The organism is Bradyrhizobium sp. YR681 (assembly GCF_000282615.1).
In the GTDB taxonomy this organism is placed as follows: Bacteria; Pseudomonadota; Alphaproteobacteria; order Rhizobiales; family Xanthobacteraceae; genus Bradyrhizobium.
Genome location: NZ_AKIY01000286.1, coordinates 1 through 19364, shown reverse-complemented (window position 1 = coordinate 19364; position 19364 = coordinate 1). Strand labels below are relative to the sequence as shown.

Sequence of the window (19364 nt, the reverse complement as noted above, 5' to 3'; positions counted from 1 at the left end):
GCAGCGATCCAGCGCGAGCTAAACGAACTTGGGGAAGTTGTAAGGCCGCGAGCCACGCTAACCCGGCCGGCGCAAATCCATCAAGTTTCGCTGTGTTGCTCCGGCAAAAGATTCATTGCCGCGGCCGGGAAATGGCCACACTTGCATCACGGTCCATTCGCGAGTGTGAGCGCGGCCTCGACCGCGTTCTCCAAAATCTCCTCCGACAATTGCTTGTCGTTGACCGCGCGCGACAATTGCAGCGCGCCGACCATCGTCGCATAGACCGAGATCGCACGCCGCCGCCGCGCGGCGGCCGAACCATCCGGCATCTGCGCAGCAATCAGCGCGAGGATGTCGGACATCTTTCCGGTGAAGGCATCGCGCGTCGCCTTCGGATGCCGCGCGATCTCGGACACCAGCGCCGCGGTCGGGCAGCCGGTCGCCGCACGGTCGCGATGCCTAAGGGAGAGGTAGTCGCGGATCGTGGTCTCGAGCGCGACGCCGTTGGCGAGATTGTCCTTGTGCCGCTGCTCGCGCCGCTCCAGCGCATCCCGCAGCACCGCGCGCACCAGGTCCTCCTTGGAGGCGAAATGCGTGTAGAAGGCGCCGTTGGTCAGGCCTGCCTCCGCCATGATGCCGGCGAGCCCGACCGCGGCGATGCCGCTCTCGCGGAACTGCGCGGAGGCAACATCGAGGATGTGCTGCCGGGTCGTGTCCCGGTGTCCCTTGTCGTAACGTGCCAATCCCGCCTCCTGCGACCTCGGCGTTTCCCGGCCACAAAATCGTGAGGCCGGGTCTATTGCATTATGATCATAATAATACATTATGACCATAATGCAAAGGGGCGGTCGATGGGCCGTGCCTTCAGGGAATCAGAGGACCGGACCCATGTCAGTCGAGGATGCCGCCGCGCCGGCCATGTCCGCCCCGCAAATCGTGGCACGCCCTGCGGCTCCGCTGCGTCAGGCAGCAATCCCCAACGCCGCGGCGACCCCAAACGCGGCCGAGCAGAAGCGGGCTGCGCTGCTGACCGCGCCGATCCTCCCGACGCTGCTTCGCCTGGCACTGCCGACCGTCACCGTGCTGGTGGCGCAGACCGCGGTGAACATCGCGGAGGCCTATTATGTCGGCTTTCTCGGCACCGATGCGCTGGCGGGCGCCGCGCTGGTGTTTCCGATCTTCATGCTGATGACCATGATGTCGAATGGCGGGTTCGGCTCCGGTGTTGCATCCTCGGTGGCGCGCGCGGTCGGCGCAGGCCGCCGCGCTGACGCTGAGGCCGCGCTGTTTCATGCGGTCGTGCTGGCGATCATCGCCGGCGGCATCTTCACCCTCGGGGTGATCCTTGGCGGCCCCTGGCTCTACCGTACCCTCGGCGGCGCCGGCGAAGCGCTCGCTGCCGCCACCACGTACTCCAACTATCTGTTCGCCGGCGCCATTCCGGTCTGGATTGTCAATCTCCAGGCGGCGGCGCTGCGGGGCTCCGGAAATGTCAGGGTGCCCGCGCTGGTGACGCTGGTCGGCGCGATCGTGACCATTCCGGTCTCGCCGGCGCTGATCTTCGGCTTCGGACCGATCCCGCGGCTCGGCATCGGCGGCGCCGGCGTTGCCTTCGGCCTTTATTACGGCGCGGCGATGCTGTTCCTGCTGCGCTACATGGCCTCGGGCGCAACCGGCCTGAAGCTGCACATCGTGCCGCTCCGCGCAAGGATTTTTGCCGACATGCTGAAGGTCGGCATACCCACCGCGTTCAACGCCGTGCTGACCAATCTCACCGTCATCCTCGTCACCGGCGCGGTCGGCCTGTTCGGCACCTCCGCGCTCGCCGGCTACGGCATCGCCTCCCGGCTCGACTACATCATGATCCCGCTTCTGTTCGGCATCAGCACCGCAACGCTGACCATGGTCGGCGTCAACATGGGCGCCGGCGAGACCGCGCGGGCGCGGAAAATCGGCTGGATCAGCGGCGTGGTCGGCATGATTATGACCGGCACGATCGGCTTGCTCGTTGCGATCTTCCCGACCGCCTGGCTCAATCTGTTCAGCCATGATGCCGAGGTGGTGAGCGAAGGCATGACCTATTTGCGCATCGTCGCGCCGGCCTATGCCGCGCTGGGCTTCGGTTTCGTGACGTCGTTCGCGGCCCAAGGTACCGGCCGCGCCATGGGCCCGCTCGCGTCGTCGGTCGCGCGCATCCTGATCGCGGCCGGCGGCGGCTGGATCGCGGTGGCGAGCTTTGGTGCAGGCATGGCGGGCCTCGCCACCATGGTCACGGTGTCGCTCGCCGCCTATGCCGCGATCTGTGCGTTGATCATGCTGTCGCCATCGACCTGGCGGACCGAGTAAACAGGCATCACTGGATGCCGGCGACGCCGACGGCCAGCGCCGACAGCACCAGCAGATTGCTCAGCAATTTGAGCGGCGTGTTCGGATGCGCCAGCCAGCGCGTGACCTTTTCGGAGAAGGACAGCGCCGGATCGGTGAACAGCGGCTCGAAGCTGTGCCTGAAGAAATGCGGAAACTTCGGCCCGAGCCACAGATTCAGCAGCGCGTGGAGAGTTGACGCCATCGCAACGAAGATGGCGGCGCCATAGGGCTCGCCGACGAATTCGGACGTGTTGATCAGCTTCATCATCAGCGCCAGGCCGGAAAAGAACGGCACGCCCTGGAGCAGGGCATAGAGCGCAAAACATCCGAGCCGGTTCCGGCTGGCGAACTTCAGGGCGGCGAGGGCGGTCATGGCTGCTCTCCTGGCTGGTCTTTATTGCAGAGCCTGCCGCCAATCTCGCTCTCCGCGCGCTGCTTTGCCGTGACACGCGTCACGCTTGCAGGAGGCGCAATTGTCGCCGAGAATTCGTTTCCCGTTTCACGCCGAATGGAGAAAGGCTCGTCCGCCGAGGCGGCCAATATGGATTTCCATTTCATTGATTTCGCCCGGCGGAGAAGCGAATACGGTTCCAATCATTGCCGCAGACTTTTGGAGACCAAGATGTCGTTTCGCCTGCCCCTGATCCTCTCGACCGTGCTCGTCGCCTGGTCGGCCGCAGCCAACGCCGAGACCATCAAGATCGGCGTGACGCCGGGGCCGCATGCGCAGATCCTCGAGGCCGTGAAGCCGATCGCCGCCAGGCAGGGCCTCGACATCCAGCTGCTCGAATTCTCCGACTATGTCGTGCCGAACGCCGCGCTCGATGCCGGCGAGATCCAGGCCAATTCGTTCCAGAACCAGCCTTACCTCGACAACCAGAAGGCCGACCGCGGCTACAAGATCGAGGCTGTCGGCCTGACCGTGAACTTCCCGATCGGCGTCTATTCGAAGAAGCACAAGGCCTTCGCCGACATCCCCGAGGGCGGCAAGGTCTCGATCCCGAACGATCCGACCAATGGCGGCCGCGTACTGCTGCTGCTGCGCGACAAGGGCGTGATCAAGCTGAAGGACGGCACGGGCTTCAAGCCCACGGTGCTCGACATCACCGAGAATCCCAGGAAGCTGAAATTCATCGAGGTCGACGCGGCGCAGGCGCCGCGCGCGCTCGACGACGTCGACGCCGCCGCGATCAACACCAATTATGCAACCCAGGCGGGCCTCGATCCGGTCAAGGATCCGATCCTGCGTGAGGACCCGAAGGGCCCCTATGTCAATCTGATCGCCGTGCGCGCCGCCGACAAGGACAAGCCCTGGGTCAAGGTGTTGGTGGATAGCTATCACACGCCTGAGGTGAAGGAATTCGTCCTGACCAAGTTCAAGGGCGCTGTGCTGCCGAGCTGGTAGGCAGTCTGCCTAGCCGAAGTCCAGCGCAGGGGCGATCCGGCGGGCAGCCTTGCGCATGAGCCTTGCGCAATGCCCGCTTGTGTGGAGCTGCGGCAACCGACATCATCGGGGCCCATCCTCGCCCGACAGGGATCGTATGAAACGCTTTGCAAACCTGAAACGCCTGGGCTTCTTCACGCGGCTTCTCGACGAGGCGGCGCCGGCCGAGCGATATCGCTTCGCGGCCGAGCAGATTGTCCGCGCCGAGAAGGCCGGGCTTGATTCCGCGTGGATCGCGCAGCATCACTTCCACGAGCGCGAGGGCGGCCTGCCGTCGCCCTTCACCTTCCTCGGCTACGTCGCGGCCCAGACCTCGCGCATCCGCCTCGGCACCGGCATCGTGACGCTGCCGCTGGAGAGCGCGGTGCGGGTCGCGGAGGACGCTGCCGTGCTCGATCTGCTCTGCAACGGCCGTTTCGAGCTCGGCGTCGGCACCGGCGGCAATCCGTCGGCCTTTGCCGCCTTCGGCCTCGACGGCACCCAGCGCAACGAGATCTTTGCCCGCAATCTGGAAATCGTGCGCGCCGCGCTGACCGGCAAGCCGCTCGATGGCGGCGACACGCTCTATCCGCAGCGGCCGCAACTGGACAAGCGCATCTGGCAGGCGACATTCTCGGTCGCGGGCGGTGCCCGCGCCGGCAAGGCCGGCGATGGCCTCCTGCTCTCGCGTACCCAGCCGCGCGCCAAGGATGCGCCGAAGGCCACGCTCGCCGAGATCCAGAACCCGATCATCGACGCCTATCTCGCAGCGCTGCCGCCGGGATGCGAGCCGCGCATCATGGCCTCGCGCAGCGTCTTCGTTGCCGACGACCATCGCGAGGCGCTGCGTCTCGCCGACATCGGCCTGCGCCGCGCGCTGCCGCAATTCATGAAGGGTGGTCACCTTCCTCCAGGCGAGACGCTGCAGGAGATGATCACGGCCTTCGACACCCATGCCGGCGCAGCCGATGAGGTCATCGCCTCGCTGCGGACCGATGCGACGCTGGAGCGGGTGACTGATCTGGTCTTCCAGGTCCATTCGGTCGATGCGCCGCATCCCTATGTCCTACGCTCGATCGAGCTGGTCGCGGAGAAAGTCGCGCCGGCGCTGGGCTGGACCAGGACGGTGCCGGCAGACGTCGCGTTGGCGGGCTAGTTGCGGCTCCAAGGAATTGTACGAGGCTGAATGATATGGGTACGAAGGATATCATCGACACGCTCGCCGGGATCGAGCCGGGATCGGCTCTGGACGGCATCCGCGCGAAGCGCGTGCAAGCGCGTGACAATGCGCAGAAGAGTTATCTCTCTCTGTTCGAGCCGATCGACGCCGGCGACTTTTCGCTGGTCGAGCGCGCCGCGGTCGCGTTCTTCGTGATCGGCCTTCACCGCAACCCCGATGTGGCCGCCTTCTACCGGGCGAAGTTAGCTGCGACCGCCGATGGCGCGCGCCTGATTGAAGCGATCGAGGTCGAGATCGCGCGCGGCGAGACCTCGGGCCCCTACGGCGCCTTTCCGGCCGGGCCGTTGTCGGTCGAGAACAAGGCCGGCTTGATCTATCGCGTCAGCGCGGAGCGCAAGCCCGAGCTTGGCGCCCGGCTCGTTGCGGCGTTCGAACATGCGCATCTGCTGGTGTTGCGTCCGCGCGATGCCGCGTCCGCCGATATGAAGGCGCTGCTTGCCGCCGGCTGGTCGGATACCGGCATCGTCACCTTCTCTCAGCTCGTTGCGTTCCTGTCGTTCCAGGTGCGCGTCGTCACCGGCCTGCGCGTGCTCGGCGCCTCGCTCGGACGCACTGCGACCGCCGCGGCCGGCGCATAAGGAGACAGCAATCATGAGCGCTGCAAACAATGTCAATCCGCCCGTCGTATTCACCCAGGACGAACTCGGCTGGGTGTCGTGGATCGATCCGCTGCCCGAGGCCGAATTGACCGAGCGGCATTTTGCCGGCCTGGTCGATCGCGCCCGCGCCAAGTCGGAATATTTTCGCCTGCTGGTGCGCGACCCCGAAGTCCTGGAAGCCCGCACCAAGACCGACAAGGACATCTTCTACAACGTCGCCGACGGCCTGCCGCGCGCCGAGCGTGAGCTCGCGGCGGCGGCGACCTCGCGCTACAACGGCTGTATCTATTGCGCCTCGGTGCATGCGCGGTTTGCCAGCACCTATTCCAAGCGCCGCGACGACGTGCAGCGTCTGCTCGACGAGGGCGTCGGGGCCGATCTCGGTGAGCGCTGGAATGCCGTAGTCAAGGCCTCGGTCGCGCTGGCCGCGACGCCCATTGCGTTCGGGCCCGACAATATCGAGGAGCTGCGTCGCGCCGGGCTCGACGATGCCGAGATCGTCGATGTCATCAACGGCGCCTCGTTCTTCAACTGGGCGAACCGGCTGATGCTGTCGCTCGGCGAGCCCTCGAAATAGGCAATCTCACCGGCACAAGAATTGCTGCTTTGTTTCAACACCTGAGTGGATGGAGCCTTTCATGAGCAACATCGATCGCCGTACCCTGGTCAAGGGCTCGCTTGCCGCCATGATGGCGGGAGCGGCCGTCTCGCGCAGCGCCTTTGCGCAGTCCTCCGAGCCGATCCTGCTCGGCGTCAGCGGCCCTCTCACCGGGCCGAACGCGCAATATGGCACGCAATGGAAGCAGGGTTTTGACCTCGCGCTCGACGAGATCCAGGCCGCCGGCGGCATCAATGGCCGCAAGCTCGCCTATCAATTCGAGGACAGCCAGAGCGACCCGCGCCAGTCGGTCGCGATCGCCCAGAAATTCGTTTCCAATCCCGCCATCGTGCTGGAGCTCGGCGATTTCTCGAGTCCCGCCTCGATGGCGGCATCGCCAATCTATCAGCGCGCGGGCCTCGTGCAGTTCGGCTTCACCAACTCGCACCCCGATTTTACCAAGGGCGGCGACTTCATGTGGAGCACCTCGGTCAGCCAGGCCGACGAGCAGCCGCTGCTGGCGTCCTATGCGGTGAGGCGTCTTGGCCTCAAGAAGCTCGCGGTGCTGCACCTCAACACCGACTGGGGCCGCACCAGCCGCGACTATTTCGTCAATGCCGCGAAGGAGTATGGTGCGGAGATCGCGGTCACCGAGGGCTACATCGCCGAGGAGCGCGACTTCCGCTCCACGCTGGTGCGCGTCCGCGACGCCAATCCGGACGGGCTGATTCTGATCTCCTATTATTCCGACGGCGCACTGATCGCGCGCCAAGCCCGCCAGGTCGGGTTGAAGCAGGTGATCTGCGCCGCGAGCTCAGTCTACTCGCCGAAATTCCTCGAGCTCGGCGGCGAGGCGGTCGAGGACGTCCATGTCGGCACGCGCTACTTCCCGGAAGACCCGCGGCCCGAGGTGCAGAAGTTCATCGCCGGCTTCAAGAAGAAGTACAACGGGACCGAGCCGGATGCCTTCAACGCCTATGCCTATGACGCGATGAACATGGCGGCCGCCGTGGTGAAGATCGGGGGGACCGACCGCAAGGCGATCCGCGAGGCCTTCACCAAGGTGAAGGACGTCCCGAGCGTGATCTTCGGGCAGGCGACGTTCGACGTCGCGACCCGTCGGGTCAAGGGCGCCATGAACGCCGAGCTGGTCGTGCGCAAGGGCCAGTTCGCGCTCTGGGACGGCAAGCCGACCTGACCTGATGGCCGGAGCGGGCGCTCCGGCCGCTTTTCTCTCTACGCGGGGGCAACTGCGTGTCTTCTTGGCTCGACTACACGATCAACGGGTTGATCGTCGGCAATGTCTACGCCCTCGTTGCGGTCGGGCTCGCGCTGATCTTCGGCGTCAGCCGGCTGATCAACTTTGCGCAAGGATCGATCTACCTCGTCGGCGCCTATATCGGCTGGGTCGCGGTGGTGCAGCTGCATACGCCGCTGCCGCTCACCATCATCGTGGTCGCGGTGGCTGCGGCGCTGGTCGGCCTGATCATCGAGCGGTTCGGCCTGCGTCCGCTGCAGAACTCGGTGCGGATCGCGCCGTTGCTCGCCACGATCGGCATCAGCTTCGTGCTTGATCAGCTGGTCATGCTGACCTTCTCGCCCAATCCGCGGGCGTTGCCGAGCCAGTTGCCTGATGTCCGCTTCCAGGTCGGCGGCGGCACCATCGGCCCGCTTGATCTCTTGATCGCCGGTGTCGGCCTCACCAGCGCGCTCTTATTGTTCGTGTTCCTGCGCTACAGCAAGCTTGGCTGGGCCGTGCGCGCGGCTTCGCAGGACCGCGACGCCGCGATGCAGATGGGCGTCGACGTCAACCGCGTCAATCAGGCGGTGTTCGGTATTGCGGCTGCGCTCGGCGGCGTCTCCGGCCTGCTGGTCGGCATGTACTACAACCAGATCGACACCGCGATGAGCCTGCAGGCAACGCTCAAGGGCGTCGTCGCCGAAGTCGTCGGCGGCGCCGGCAACGTGCCGGGCGCGGTGATCGGCAGTCTCTTGCTCGGCCTCGTCGAGAGCTACGGCGTCGCGGTGTTCGGCACGAGCTACCGCAACCTGTTTGCGTTCCTGCTGCTGGTCGTCGTGCTCGTGCTGCGGCCGAACGGCCTGTTCGCCAGCGCAAGGCAGGCGCCGCCCGAACCGCTCACCGGCACGTTCATCGCGCCGAGTCGCCCCGTGCGCATTCCGCGCTGGGCACTGCTTGCCGCAACCGCTGTCTTTGCGGTTCTGCCCTTCTTTCCCGTGTCCTTCTACGTGCTCCAGACCCTGATCAACGCCTGGCTGCTCGGCATGCTCGCGCTCAGCCTGACGCTGGTCGCGGGGACGATCGGGCAGGTCTCGCTCGGACATGCCGCGCTGCTGGCGATCGGCGCCTACACCTCCGCGCTGCTGTCACTCACTCTCAACGTTCCGGTCGGCCTGGCCATCATTGGCGGTGGCTTGATGAGCGCCGCGCTCGGCACCGCATTGATCTCGCCATCGTTCCGCCTGCGTGGGCACTACGTCTCGATCGCGACGCTTGCGATCGGCGAGATCGTGTCGCTGGTGATCCTGAACTGGGAGAGCGTCACCCGCGGCCCGATCGGCATCTCCGGCATCCCGCCGCTGTCGCTGTTCGGCTATGAGCTGATTAGCCCGAATTCGATCTACGGGTTCAGCTTTGTCGTGATGGTCGTGCTGGCGCTGCTCCAGGGGCGCTTGCTCTCTTCGCATCTCGGCCGCAGCTTTCGCGCTATCAGAGACGACGACATCGCCGCGCGTGCCTATGGCCTCAGCCTGAACCGCTACAAGTCGCTGGCCTTCATCTTCGGCGGCTTCGCCGCCGGCGTCAGCGGCGGCATCGCAGCGCATCTCTATTCCTACATCAACCACGAGACCTTCAATACGCAGCAATCGATCCTGGCGTTGACGGTCGTGATCCTTGGCGGGCTCGGCAATGTCGTCGGGGCCATCGTCGGAGCGGTCGCGCTGGTCGGCCTGCCGGAAGTGTTCCGGATCGCGGCCGAGTACCGCATCCTGATCTACGGCATCGTGCTGCTGCTGCTGGTGCGGTTCAGGCCGCAAGGCCTGTTGGGGACGATCTGATGGCCGAGCACGCGCCCATGCTGACCCTGCGCGGATTGACGCGCCGTTTCGGCGGTCTCACCGCCGTCGACGCCATCGATCTCGATCTCGCCAAAGGCGGGCTCGTCAGCATCATCGGCCCGAACGGTGCCGGCAAGACCACGCTGTTCAACCTCGTGACCGGGCTCGACCGGCCCGACGCCGGCACGGTCCACTTCGAAGGCCAGGACATCACCGGCCTGCCGCCGGAGCGGCTGGCGGCCGGGGGCATCGCGCGCACCTTCCAGCTCGGTCGCGTGTTCGGCAATCTCAGCGTGATGGACAACGTGCTGATCGGCGCGCACACGCGGCTGCGTGCGGTGAAGCCGGCGGTGCCGGTGATCGGCCCGCTGCTCGAATTGGGATTGGCGCTGCTGCGTCCCGCCAGCGTTAGGGACGAAGAGGAGCGGCTGCGCGAGGAGGTGAAGGCCATCCTCGCCCGCTTCGGCGAACGGCTGCTGCCGCGCATCGACCAGCCCGCCTACAGTCTCTCCTACGCCAACCGCCGCCGCGTCGAGATCGCGCGTGCGCTGGCGCTGAAGCCGCGCCTGCTGCTGCTGGACGAGCCCACCGCCGGCATGAACCCGACCGAAACCACGGAGATGCAGGGCCTCGTCGCCGAGCTGAAGGCGGAGGGGCTGACCATCCTCCTGATCGAGCACAAGCTGGAGATGGTGATGCGCCTCTCCGATCGCGTCATCGTCATGGACGAGGGCAGGAAGATCGCGGAAGGGCCGGGCGAACAGGTGCGCGGCGATCCCAAGGTGATCGAGGCCTATCTCGGCCACGGCCTGTCGGGCTCGGGCGAGCAGGAGAGTGCGGCATGACTGCTCCCGATGCCTTGCTGGCGCTGTCGAACGTCAACACCTTCTACGGCCAGGCGCAGGTGCATTTCGACCTGTCGATCACGGTTGCGCGCGGCCACATCGTCTGCCTGCTCGGCGGCAATGCCAGCGGCAAGTCGACGACGATGAAGATCATCCTCGGTCTCGTCAAACCGCGCTCGGGCGAGGTGACGTTCGACGGCGCCTCGCTGATCGGGCTGACCACGCCGCAGATCGTCCGCCGCGGCATCGCTTCGGTACCTGAGGCGCGGCGGCTGTTCGCCGACATGAGCGTCCGCGAGAACATCCTGATGGGCGCCTTCGTGCGCAACGACCGCGAGGCGATCGCGCAGGATCTCGACAGGATGCTGACGCTGTTCCCCAAGCTCGGCCAGCGGCTGTCGCAGCGCGCCGGCTCCTTGTCCGGCGGCGAGCAGCAGATGGTCGCGATGGCACGCGCGCTGATGAGCCGGCCCAGGATGATCGTGATGGACGAGCCGACCATGGGCCTGTCGCCGCTCTATGTCGACCGCGTGCTGGAGCTGATCCGCACCATCAACCAGGAGGGCGTCTCGGTGTTCATGGTCGAGCAGAATGCCAGCCTCGCGCTCGAGATCGCGCACGAAGCCTATGTGCTCCAGACCGGCAAGATCGTGCTGTCAGGCTCGGCCAAGGCGCTGAAGGACGATCCCCGGGTGCGCGACGCCTATCTCGGCGGCTCCGAGGCCGCGTAGTGCTCAGGCGGAAGCTGCGCTCGGAGCCGGCTCGACCGGCAGATCGTCGCCATTGGGATCGCCCGGTGCGGTCGCCCAGGCCAGCTCCACCAGCGTCACGATCCGGCGTCCGCCGCCGTCGAGTTGGCAGACGATGAGGCCCTGCTCCTCCATATAGCCGAGCAGGCGCTGCGCCCGGCGCAGCGAGTGCGAGCCGTAGGCACGCGCGATCGCGGCATCGCCGGGGCAGGGCCAGCCTTCTTTCGCCGCACGCGCGATCATCATGAACACGCCCTGCATGTCGTCGGGCAGGATCGAGGCGCGCAGCGACACCTCCTGCCAGGAATCGTCCTCGGCATGCTCGGCACCGAGCCCGGCGCGTGCGCGCGTCAGCATGCGGCGGAATTCGGTGAGATCAGGGACAGCCGAGCCGAGCCCCTCGATGCGGCAGCGGACCACGAACTCCTGATAGAGCACGCCGACGGCGCGGAAGCCGGCGTCGGGCGCGGCAAGCACGGCACGAAGCGTGCGATCGACGCGCGCGCGCCGCTCGGCGAGCTCTTCGGCGCTGACCGGCACTTCGACCGGCTCGGGGCTGATCTCCGGCGCAGCCGCCTTCGCGGCGCGAAGCTGCTCGAGCAGGTCAGGCGCGGGCCGGCGCTGCGGCCGGCTGGCATCGGGCGGCGGCGCGGCCAGGATCACGGCGCGCATATCCTCGAGTGCGGCCTCCGGCAGCGGCATCAGCCGCGGCGTGGAATTGCGCGGGCTGGTGTCGGTCGCGCCGATGTTCAAGCGCAGCGGACGGCGCGACAGCGCCGGCCCCAGCGCCATGAACTGTCCGCGCTCGAGATCGCGAAAGGCCTCCGCCTGCCGCCGCTCCATGCCGAGCAGGTCGGCCGCACGCGCCATGTCGATGTCGAGGAAGGTGCGGCCCATCAGGAAGTTGGAGGCTTCCGCCGCGACGTTCTTGGCCAGCTTTGCCAGCCGCTGGGTCGCGATGATGCCGGCGAGGCCACGCTTGCGGCCGCGGCACATCAGATTGGTCATGGCTCCGAGCGACAGTTTGCGCGCCTCGTCCGAGACTTCGCCGGCAACCGCCGGCGCGAACAGCTGCGCCTCGTCCACCACCACCAGCATCGGGTACCAATGATCGCGATCGACGTCGAAGAGACCGCCGAGAAACGCCGCGGCGCGCCGCATCTGGTTTTCGGCGTCGAGCCCTTCGAGATTGAGCACGGTGGAGACGCGGTGCAGCCGTGCGCGCTCGCCGGCGACCTGAAGGCCGCGCTCGGTGTGATCCTCGGCTTCGATCACCAGATGGCCGAACCGCTCGGCCAGCGTGACGAAATCGCCTTCGGGGTCGATGATGGCCTGCTGCACCCATGGTGCGCTCTGCTCCAGGAGTCGCCGCAGCAGATGCGACTTGCCGGAGCCCGAATTGCCCTGCACCAGGAGACGGGTCGCCAGCAGTTCCTCGAGGTCCATGGCCGCCACGGCGCCCGCCGTGGTCTGCCCCATCTCGATTGCAACCGTCATGCCCCGACTCAAGTCCCCATCATTCGCGGACAGGGGCTTATCAACCCGGCCGGGGCGCGTCGAGCGCCACGGTGCGAGTCGGGCCGTGTTGCCCACGGCGGCGTTCAGGCGCGATGCGACAGCCGTAGAAGTGCGGGCCGGTACGGCGCCTGCGGATCGTCGTCCTCGTTCTCCGGAATCGCGCAGGAGCCGAATTCCTGCCTGATCCGCTCGATTTCGGCGATGCGCTCGTGCAGCCGCTGCAAATGTTCCGGCGATGTCGCGCGCCAGAACCGGAACGTGTCGGCCGTGAGCGGCAGGAACGCCGTTCCGAACGGTGTCGGATCGGAAACGATGGTGCGTCCGAGCAGCAGGAACCGCTCCGTGCCGGAGACGATCAGGGTCGCATAGCCGCGATTGCCGATCCGCCTGATCCCGTTCAGCGACCATTCGGCGAGCTTGCTGAAATACGGCTCCTCGCGCCAGCGGTCGGGACAATGGTCATCGACCGTCACGTTGACGGCGTCCTGGCTGAAATGGACGATGATGCCCGACTTCGCAGGGAACCAGTCGTCGTCGAGATGGCCTTGCAGCCAGGCGCAGACGAAGGACCGGCACATCTGCGGGCGGCGATCGTAGATGGTGCAGCCCGTGCCGGTTTGCCAATGCTGGCACAGCTGGTTCACCGGCTTGTCGACGGCGGCCACTTCGAGGATATCGCAGCACGCGTTGCAGGATCCGCATTGCCGCGCGGGACGTGCCGATCTCGGCAGGCCGGTCGCGCGAAACCCCTGGCCGTCGCGAACCAGCAGCTTCTGCTTCTCCAGTGCGGTCAACGCACGGTCGATCTTCAGACGGGACAGTCCGGTGGCGTCAATCACGCCCTTGATCGTCGTCGCGCCTGCCTCCAATGCGCGGACGACGCTCAGCATCGCCTGATCCATTTTGTTGTTCTTGGTCTTCTGATCCGGTTCCATCGGCCAGGCATCGCGACCAACGCCAAAGAGCGATCGGCAAACAGGTCTTAGACACCTGACCTAAAAAGCTACATTGCTCATTTCTCCGCTCGCCGGACAAGAAGCCGCGCCCGTTGCACGCGCATGCAACGTTTGCGCAAATGAAGGATCATGCACGCAGGGAAGGGGTCCGCTCGCACGCTCCGCGGGCTGGAAATGCGCCAGCTTGGTTCAATTCGCGCGGAAAACGGCTCGTTTTGACGGCGCATCGCGTCATGAGATGACGAGCAACATGCCTCGCCTCACGCGGTCGTGATATCTACGGTGCAGAGCATAAGCAACGCGGAGTCGACACGATTGCGTGATCAACGCGACGCGAACCCTCTCATAGAGTTTGCGCCACACCGGGAACTGTCCCCGCCTGATCACGCGCAGGGTCGGTCACGCTCGTGACCGTGATCGGCGTAATCTGGTTTAGTTGCTACTGCGCGCCCGATCCGCCCTGCACGATCTTCTCGTTCAGCTTCTGGTCGACGGTCTCGACCGTGCGGTCGATCTCGCCGTTGGGCACGCCGAGCTGATGCGAGATCAGCTTCACCAGCAGGTCGACGCGCTCGATGAAGGGCGCGCCGCTCGCCACTGCGCGTGCGGCCGACGACGGCTTCAGCAGGCTTTCGGCGGCCTTGGCATATTTCGCGAACGGCACCTGGTCCTGCGGGTCGGCGCCGAGCTTGCGGGCGATGGCGTCGACATGATCGTAGATCGTCTGCGAGCGGGCGAGATCGCCGTGCACGGCGTCGCGGATCGACTGCGGCTCGTGCGGCGTGATGCAGCGGTAATTGCCGGTGAGCAGCATCGACCATTTCGCCAGCGGCACGAACAGGGAATCGAACACTTTCAATTTGACCGGCACGTCGTGGCCGTCGAGCGTCACCGCGTCGATGTCCGCTTCGAGCTCGCGCAGCAGTCTGTTGTGCTTCTCATCGGCGAACACCGATGCCTTGAAGTTGGTGGGCAGGCCGACGTGAAGCACGTTGGCGGCCTCTTCCGGCGGCCGGAACGCCTGCGGATCGGGCGAGCACAGCGTCACCAGACCCGGCTCGAACCGCTCCCACACCTGCGCATTGGTGTAGGCCTCTTCGAGGTCCATGTCGGCGAGCGCCGGAATCCGCTTCAGATAAGGCAGCGGCGGCATGTTCATGATCGACAGGCACGGCAGCTTCGCCGCGGCGATCCTGACCATGAGCACGCGCACGGTGTGGTTGGTGTATTGCGGCTCCTGCATCGCAAGGCCGACCAGGTCGTAACGGGACAAGTCGACATCGGCCGGCGTCACGGCATCGAGCTTGCCGGGCAGGTCGCGCGAGAAGATCGCGCGGTGCACCGCCTCGTCGCGCAACTTGATGCGCACCTCGGTACCAGCGCGGTTGATCAGCTCCGCGGTCTTGGCGCGGCAGACCAGGGTCACGTTGTGCCCCGCCATCAACAGCTTGGTGCCCAGCAGGGAGCCGTAGGAAGCACCGAGAATCAGGATGTTGCGCGCCATGTTTCGTCCCTTGGAGATGTCATGTGGTTTTTGCGCCCCGGTTGCGATCCGGGAGCGAGTTGGCGGCATGTAAAGCGAAGTGCGCGGGGATGGCAACTGGGATAATGCATACAAGGCGGCTCCGGTATTCCCGATCCGTTCGCCTCGCAGAGTGCAGCAGGAGCGAACGGTGCAGGAAAATACCGTCGTCAGCAGATCCGATGAGGAGGGCGCGCTCCGTCAAGCCGCACTGCGCGAATATTCGTTTCAGCCGAAATTCGAAAACATCGCATTTGTTGCGCGGTCGTCGGAAAACCACGTGACGCAGACGGTCGGAATCGACGTGGCGACAATCGGTCGCATCCATCGCGGTATTGCGATCAGCGTCGCGCAGGAATGGTGACAAGAATTCACGATGGTGCCGATACGTTTGTGCCTCCTCTGTCATCAAACGCGATCTATATTTTAATCGTCGGTCGCAACAAAAAACTACAACCTCGGAACTGCAAAAATGGCAGAATGGCGTGGGGCCCTAACTGAAGATCAGCAACGGAGCTGAGGTGTGACGATTGAGCTGAGCCGGCGTGGATTTCGTATCGAGACTGGCTGGTTTGAACGACAGACTTTTTCGTCCAGCGCTCCGCTGAATTCGCAGCAGGCAAGTCTGGGGAATCCAAGCCTTGGTAATCCAAGCCTTGGGATTCGTTGACCGCGCCGTTCGGGGACTGACATGGAAGGTGATCATTGGCCTCACGGCTCGTGCGATGGCGCGGGCGGCAACCTGTCACGCTTGCGCAATCGCGCGTCCGGATTCTTCGAAAGCCTGTCCGTCGCAGACCTCGTGCGTGAAGCGCCCAGGAATCTGTGGGTCTCGGACTGGTTGAGGGTCGCAGACGACTACCGGATATCCGCCGAATCCGCGCGCAGGAATGAATCGGTCCTGGTTGCCCTGGAAGCGTGGCTATGCTCGCTGACGGCGCTCGAAGTCGTGCGAAGCCTGTCGTGTCCGGGAGATCTCGCGGAGAGCGACCTTGCGGACAGGTTCGGTATCGGTCTGAGAGGCTTCGAGGATGATGCCGGTCCGGCGATCGAGCGCGTCAGGATCGAAGGCCTCGATCAGGAGCTGCTGACCGGCCTGTTTCTGCCGGCACTCCGTCGCGGGCCTTCACCGGTGGTCATCTGCGTCGCCGACGAGGAGGCCACCCTGGGTTCGATGATGAGCAGGTTGTTGCCGGCCTCATGCCGCCGGCACGTGTCGCTTCTGCTCGTCGATACCGGCAATTCATCCGTGCGTCGTCGCGTCAGGCCCGAGCACATGCTGCAATGCTGGCTGGACTACATCGAGGCTCGCCCGGATGTCGATCCGCAGCGGATCGCAGTCTATGGCGAAGGGGCGGGCGCCAGTCATGCGTCCCGCCTTGCCCTGCAGGATCGCAGGATCGCTGCCGCCGTGTGCGACGGCGGCATTGCGGCGCCGGTCATGCGCCGGGCCTCGCTGCGCTGGATGGGAAGCCTCGCGCCGGCCGCCCGCGACACGACCTCGCCGGCTTCGTTGCTGCCGTCGCGCCGAATCCCTTGCCCGCTTCTCGTGGTCGTCGGGAGTCGCTCGATGGTATGGGAGGAGGATGCGCTCGAGCTGCAAGCCGGCTATCGGCAGGCCGGGGCCGACTGCTCGACCGTCGTGCCGAACTGCATTCCCCATCCCTTGGGCGAGGTCGAGAATTTCATCGCTGTCGACGATTTCATCCTCGAATGGCTCGACAGCAAGCTGGGTGACGTGCGCCAGCTGGAGTCCGTCACCTATCTCTAGCCGCGCAGCTGTCGATCACGACACGTCGATCGCCAGCAATCGGGCCGCCAGCCGGGCGTTCTTGGCAATCGTTGCGAGCGCGGCATTCAGCTCGGCGAGGGTCTTCTCGTCGAGCTCGTTGAACATGGTCGAGTTCAGGGCGAGCTTCCGCTTGGACAGCTTCTCGATTTCCGTCGTCGCCTTTGCCGTCAGCGACATCAGGACGAAGCGCGCGTCGTCCGCGGCCGGCCGACGCGACAGGAAGCCGCCCTTTTCGAGGCTCTTGGTCTGGTTGGTCACGAAGGCCGGGTGGACCCGCAGCTTGTTCGCAATGTCGATGCCGGCGACGCCTCGTCCCTCGTCCAGCTCCGTGATGGCCATCAGGATCAGCCATTGCGGCTGGGTGATGCCCAGCAGTTCCGCCCAGCTGGTGTGGATGTCCTCCAGCTGAGAGTGAATCTCGACGACGTTCCAGATGAAGTCCGTGATTGCCCTGTCGAGTTTCTTCTCGATCATGCGGCGCCCCTCCCCATGTGTCTTATCCACCATCTTTAATGGGATATTGGGGAGCCGTCTCGAACTTCGCGCATCGACGATAGTGTTAGACACCGAATGATCGAAATCGCCCGGTGATTTAGTACTTGCAAAACTCAATTAATTAAATTACCCCTTGGCTCACTCAATTCTGCTGCCCTTGACCTTTGTCGATGGACAGCGATGTGAGACCTCCAAGAAGCCCTCGGGATGCCCCCTGAGGGCTTTTCTTGTTTTCAATCAGTATTTTATTGCTGCTCTGGTTGGCCGCTGTTGCTCTCAAGCCACATCGCCTTCTGAACTTGCGATTCATCAAATCAATAAATTGAGGCAACTGCTTTTATAAACTATACGTGAAGCCACGACGGAGGGGGGGCACCTCACTGTCGTTTCAGTCCGGACTTTCAGTACGGGCCTGAATTGAACGGAAATTGAAGTGGGTAAAGCGGCCTCCGACGAGGGGGCGAGCCCCCTGAACCGACCTGGAGGTTTACTAATGAAGTTTACGAAGACGCTTCTTCTCGGCTCGGCAGCCGGCCTGATGGCCGCCTCCGGTGCGTTCGCAGCCGACCTTCCCGTGAAGGCCAAGGCCGTCGAATACGTGAAGATCTGCTCGCTGTACGGCGCCGGTTTCTACTACATCCCGGGCACCGACACCTGCATCAAGCTCGGTGGTTACATGCGTGCTGACGCCGTGATCGGCTCCAACTCGGACTTCAATCCGAACCAGAGCGGTACGGCCGGTGCTCGCAACCGCATGATGAACTACTACACCTTCCGCGCTCGTGAAGACCTGAACATCGACACCCGCACCGCGACCGAGTACGGCGTGGTTCGCACCTTCTTCGACGGCGTCTTCACCTGGACGACCGGCAACTATACCCCCACCGGTTCGGCAACGGGCGGCACCCAGTACAGCGGTACGCTCGGCCTCAACGCTGCCGGCACCGCCCTCGTCGGTTCGAACGGCTCCGGCTCGGTGAACGGCACCGACGGCAACACCTCGGCCGGTGCGCTCGGCGTGTACTACGCCTTCATCCAGTTCGCTGGCTTCACGATGGGTAAGGCCGTGTCGCAGTTCGACGCGCCCTGGACCAACTATCCCGGCAACATCACCGACAACCTCGTCGGCGGCGGCGGCACCGTTACCGGTGTCACCCAGTTCACGTACACGGCCGACTTCGGCCAGGGCGTGACGGCGGCGTTCTCGGCTGAAGATGCCACCCAGTACTATCAGGCCGGCAACATCAACATGAGCGGTGCGACCGCGGGCGGCATGATTGGCGGCTCGTACGGCACCAACGCCATCGGCGGTTCGCGTTCGCCGAACCTCGTTGGTATGGTGCGTGTCGACCAGGCCTGGGGTCTGTTCCAGGCGTCGGTGGCTGCGCATGACAACCACGTCGGCTACTACGGTGCGAACGAAACCACCGGCCATCCCGACGACAAGTGGGGCTGGGCTGTGCAGCTCGCTCTGTCGATCAAGAACATCCCGACTGGCGCGGGTGACACGATCAACATCCAGGGCGTCTACACCGACGGTGCGACCCGCTACAACTTCCAGAACCTGTCGGGCAGCTCCTACGCTCTGTACGGCAACTCGGGCATTGCCGGCTCTTACGGCAGCATCGGCTTCGCCAGCGCTCCCGACACGGTGTTCGTGACCGGCAGCTCGCAGGAAACCGTCAAGACCTGGGGCTTCCGTGGCGCCTACACCCACAACTGGGATCCCTACTGGAACTCCGCGCTGTACGGTGCCTACGCTCAGGCTCAGTTCGGCACGCTGGCCAAGACCACGCTCTGCGGCGCTGCCGGTACCGGCGGTGTGTTCGGCGGCCTGGCCGGTGTGACCGGCTGTAACCCGGACTTCTCGATCGGCCAGCTGGGTATCGTCACCCGCTGGACCCCGGTCAAGAACCTGACCTTCTCGGCTGACCTGTCCTGGACCCACCTCGACCAGAAGTACTCCGGTACGGTTGGCATCGTCCCGAACGTCACGACCGCCAAGCCGGCCGCCGTGTACGAGCTGAAGGACCAGGACTCGATCGCCATGATCCTCCGCGCTCAGCGCAACTGGTAAGATCTGTCGAACCAATGAAACGAACACCCGGCGGGAAACCGCCGGGTGTTTTTTATTGCTCGAGGCGCGGAGCGCCCTGGCCCTGTAGCCCGGATGGAGCGAAGCGCAATCCGGGGCCGCTGT

The 19364-nt window shown here is 65.0% G+C and carries 18 protein-coding genes; 12 read left to right on the top strand and 6 right to left on the bottom strand.

The genetic code is table 11. The features are described 5' to 3' along the window. Positions 1–146: 146 nt before the first annotated feature. A complete protein-coding gene (locus PMI42_RS30910) occupies positions 147–725 on the bottom strand; it encodes a TetR family transcriptional regulator (RefSeq protein WP_008142058.1) in 579 nt (192 codons plus the stop codon). Between the two features lie 145 nt (positions 726–870). On the opposite strand from PMI42_RS30910, the gene PMI42_RS30905 reads away from it, so the two are divergent. Continuing rightward, positions 871–2328 carry an MATE family efflux transporter gene (locus PMI42_RS30905; protein ID WP_008142056.1) on the top strand — a complete coding sequence of 486 codons (1458 nt, stop codon included), beginning with the start codon at positions 871–873 and terminating at the stop codon, positions 2326–2328. A 7-nt stretch (positions 2329–2335) separates the two neighbouring features. Here PMI42_RS30905 and PMI42_RS30900 read toward each other — a convergent pair whose 3' ends face one another. Further along, entirely contained in the window at positions 2336–2722 is a 387-nt protein-coding gene (locus tag PMI42_RS30900) for a hypothetical protein (protein ID WP_008142054.1), read from the bottom strand. A gap of 249 nt (positions 2723–2971) precedes the next feature. On the opposite strand from PMI42_RS30900, the gene PMI42_RS30895 reads away from it, so the two are divergent. The 8 genes from PMI42_RS30895 (at position 2972) to PMI42_RS30860 (ending at position 10863) form a co-directional block, all read left to right on the top strand. After that, the gene (locus PMI42_RS30895; protein ID WP_035967134.1) at positions 2972–3754 is read left to right on the top strand and encodes a MetQ/NlpA family ABC transporter substrate-binding protein; all 783 of its coding nucleotides are present in this window, start codon (positions 2972–2974) and stop codon (positions 3752–3754) included. Between the two features lie 136 nt (positions 3755–3890). Next, positions 3891–4928 (top strand): putative FMN-dependent luciferase-like monooxygenase, encoded by a 1038-nt coding sequence (locus tag PMI42_RS30890; protein ID WP_008142049.1) that lies wholly within the window; start codon positions 3891–3893, stop codon positions 4926–4928. 35 nt (positions 4929–4963) lie between these two features. Then, complete coding sequence (locus PMI42_RS30885; RefSeq protein ID WP_008142048.1) at positions 4964–5590, top strand: CMD domain protein; 627 nt, start codon at positions 4964–4966, stop codon at positions 5588–5590. Positions 5591–5603: 13 nt separating this feature from the next. Further along, positions 5604–6188, top strand: coding sequence for an alkylhydroperoxidase domain protein (locus tag PMI42_RS30880; RefSeq protein WP_008142047.1), 585 nt, complete (start codon positions 5604–5606; stop codon positions 6186–6188). Between the two features lie 61 nt (positions 6189–6249). Further along, positions 6250–7407, top strand: a complete 1158-nt coding sequence (locus PMI42_RS30875; RefSeq protein WP_008142046.1) for an ABC transporter substrate-binding protein — start codon at positions 6250–6252, stop codon at positions 7405–7407. A gap of 56 nt (positions 7408–7463) precedes the next feature. Continuing rightward, entirely contained in the window at positions 7464–9287 is a 1824-nt protein-coding gene (locus tag PMI42_RS30870; protein WP_008142044.1) for an ABC transporter permease, read from the top strand. After that, positions 9287–10132, top strand: a complete 846-nt coding sequence (locus PMI42_RS30865; protein WP_008142043.1) for an ABC transporter ATP-binding protein — start codon at positions 9287–9289, stop codon at positions 10130–10132. The genes PMI42_RS30870 and PMI42_RS30865 overlap by 1 nt, the downstream gene beginning before the upstream one ends. Further along, positions 10129–10863: an ABC transporter ATP-binding protein gene (locus PMI42_RS30860; protein WP_008142041.1), complete on the top strand. Its 735-nt coding sequence runs from the start codon at positions 10129–10131 to the stop codon at positions 10861–10863. Before PMI42_RS30865 ends, PMI42_RS30860 begins: the two co-directional genes overlap by 4 nt. 3 nt (positions 10864–10866) lie before the next feature. Here the strand turns inward: PMI42_RS30860 and PMI42_RS30855 are convergent, their stop codons facing one another. The 3 genes from PMI42_RS30855 to PMI42_RS39805 all read right to left on the bottom strand — a co-directional run bounded on the left by PMI42_RS30855 (position 10867) and on the right by PMI42_RS39805 (position 14859). After that, on the bottom strand, positions 10867–12378 hold the full coding sequence (locus PMI42_RS30855) for a helicase HerA domain-containing protein (protein WP_008142039.1): 1512 nt from the start codon (positions 12376–12378) through the stop codon (positions 10867–10869). Between the two features lie 104 nt (positions 12379–12482). After that, complete coding sequence (locus tag PMI42_RS30850; RefSeq protein ID WP_035967131.1) at positions 12483–13301, bottom strand: YkgJ family cysteine cluster protein; 819 nt, start codon at positions 13299–13301, stop codon at positions 12483–12485. A 493-nt stretch (positions 13302–13794) separates the two neighbouring features. Beyond that, the gene (locus PMI42_RS39805) at positions 13795–14859 is read right to left on the bottom strand and encodes a ketopantoate reductase family protein (protein WP_008142035.1); all 1065 of its coding nucleotides are present in this window, start codon (positions 14857–14859) and stop codon (positions 13795–13797) included. 169 nt (positions 14860–15028) lie between these two features. Here PMI42_RS39805 and PMI42_RS30840 point away from each other — a divergent pair, with 169 nt between their 5' ends. Both PMI42_RS30840 and PMI42_RS30835 read left to right on the top strand, forming a co-directional pair. Then, positions 15029–15241: a hypothetical protein gene (locus PMI42_RS30840; RefSeq protein WP_008142033.1), complete on the top strand. Its 213-nt coding sequence runs from the start codon at positions 15029–15031 to the stop codon at positions 15239–15241. 327 nt (positions 15242–15568) lie between these two features. Then, positions 15569–16648: an alpha/beta hydrolase family protein gene (locus tag PMI42_RS30835; protein ID WP_008142031.1), complete on the top strand. Its 1080-nt coding sequence runs from the start codon at positions 15569–15571 to the stop codon at positions 16646–16648. A gap of 15 nt (positions 16649–16663) precedes the next feature. On the opposite strand, the gene PMI42_RS30830 is transcribed toward PMI42_RS30835, so the two are convergent. Beyond that, positions 16664–17143 (bottom strand): MarR family winged helix-turn-helix transcriptional regulator, encoded by a 480-nt coding sequence (locus PMI42_RS30830; protein ID WP_008142029.1) that lies wholly within the window; start codon positions 17141–17143, stop codon positions 16664–16666. 514 nt (positions 17144–17657) lie between these two features. Here PMI42_RS30830 and PMI42_RS30825 point away from each other — a divergent pair. Continuing rightward, on the top strand, positions 17658–19241 hold the full coding sequence (locus PMI42_RS30825; RefSeq protein ID WP_008142027.1) for a porin: 1584 nt from the start codon (positions 17658–17660) through the stop codon (positions 19239–19241). The last annotated feature ends 123 nt before the right edge of the window (positions 19242–19364 follow it).

What these genes read in the sequence shown, in the direction of transcription:
- PMI42_RS30830 (WP_008142029.1), bottom strand. Translation starts at nt 17,143, where the DNA reads ATGATCGAGAAGAAACTCGACAGGGCAATCACGGACTTCATCTGGAAC.
- PMI42_RS30875 (WP_008142046.1), top strand. Translation starts at nt 6,250, where the DNA reads ATGAGCAACATCGATCGCCGTACCCTGGTCAAGGGCTCGCTTGCCGCC.
- PMI42_RS30890 (WP_008142049.1), top strand. Translation starts at nt 3,891, where the DNA reads ATGAAACGCTTTGCAAACCTGAAACGCCTGGGCTTCTTCACGCGGCTT.
- PMI42_RS30865 (WP_008142043.1), top strand. Translation starts at nt 9,287, where the DNA reads ATGGCCGAGCACGCGCCCATGCTGACCCTGCGCGGATTGACGCGCCGT.
- PMI42_RS30850 (WP_035967131.1), bottom strand. Translation starts at nt 13,301, where the DNA reads ATGGATCAGGCGATGCTGAGCGTCGTCCGCGCATTGGAGGCAGGCGCG.
- PMI42_RS30835 (WP_008142031.1), top strand. Translation starts at nt 15,569, where the DNA reads ATGGAAGGTGATCATTGGCCTCACGGCTCGTGCGATGGCGCGGGCGGC.
- PMI42_RS30885 (WP_008142048.1), top strand. Translation starts at nt 4,964, where the DNA reads ATGGGTACGAAGGATATCATCGACACGCTCGCCGGGATCGAGCCGGGA.
- PMI42_RS30825 (WP_008142027.1), top strand. Translation starts at nt 17,658, where the DNA reads ATGAAGTTTACGAAGACGCTTCTTCTCGGCTCGGCAGCCGGCCTGATG.
- PMI42_RS30860 (WP_008142041.1), top strand. Translation starts at nt 10,129, where the DNA reads ATGACTGCTCCCGATGCCTTGCTGGCGCTGTCGAACGTCAACACCTTC.
- PMI42_RS30895 (WP_035967134.1), top strand. Translation starts at nt 2,972, where the DNA reads ATGTCGTTTCGCCTGCCCCTGATCCTCTCGACCGTGCTCGTCGCCTGG.
- PMI42_RS39805 (WP_008142035.1), bottom strand. Translation starts at nt 14,859, where the DNA reads ATGGCGCGCAACATCCTGATTCTCGGTGCTTCCTACGGCTCCCTGCTG.
- PMI42_RS30905 (WP_008142056.1), top strand. Translation starts at nt 871, where the DNA reads ATGTCAGTCGAGGATGCCGCCGCGCCGGCCATGTCCGCCCCGCAAATC.
- PMI42_RS30855 (WP_008142039.1), bottom strand. Translation starts at nt 12,378, where the DNA reads ATGACGGTTGCAATCGAGATGGGGCAGACCACGGCGGGCGCCGTGGCG.
- PMI42_RS30880 (WP_008142047.1), top strand. Translation starts at nt 5,604, where the DNA reads ATGAGCGCTGCAAACAATGTCAATCCGCCCGTCGTATTCACCCAGGAC.
- PMI42_RS30900 (WP_008142054.1), bottom strand. Translation starts at nt 2,722, where the DNA reads ATGACCGCCCTCGCCGCCCTGAAGTTCGCCAGCCGGAACCGGCTCGGA.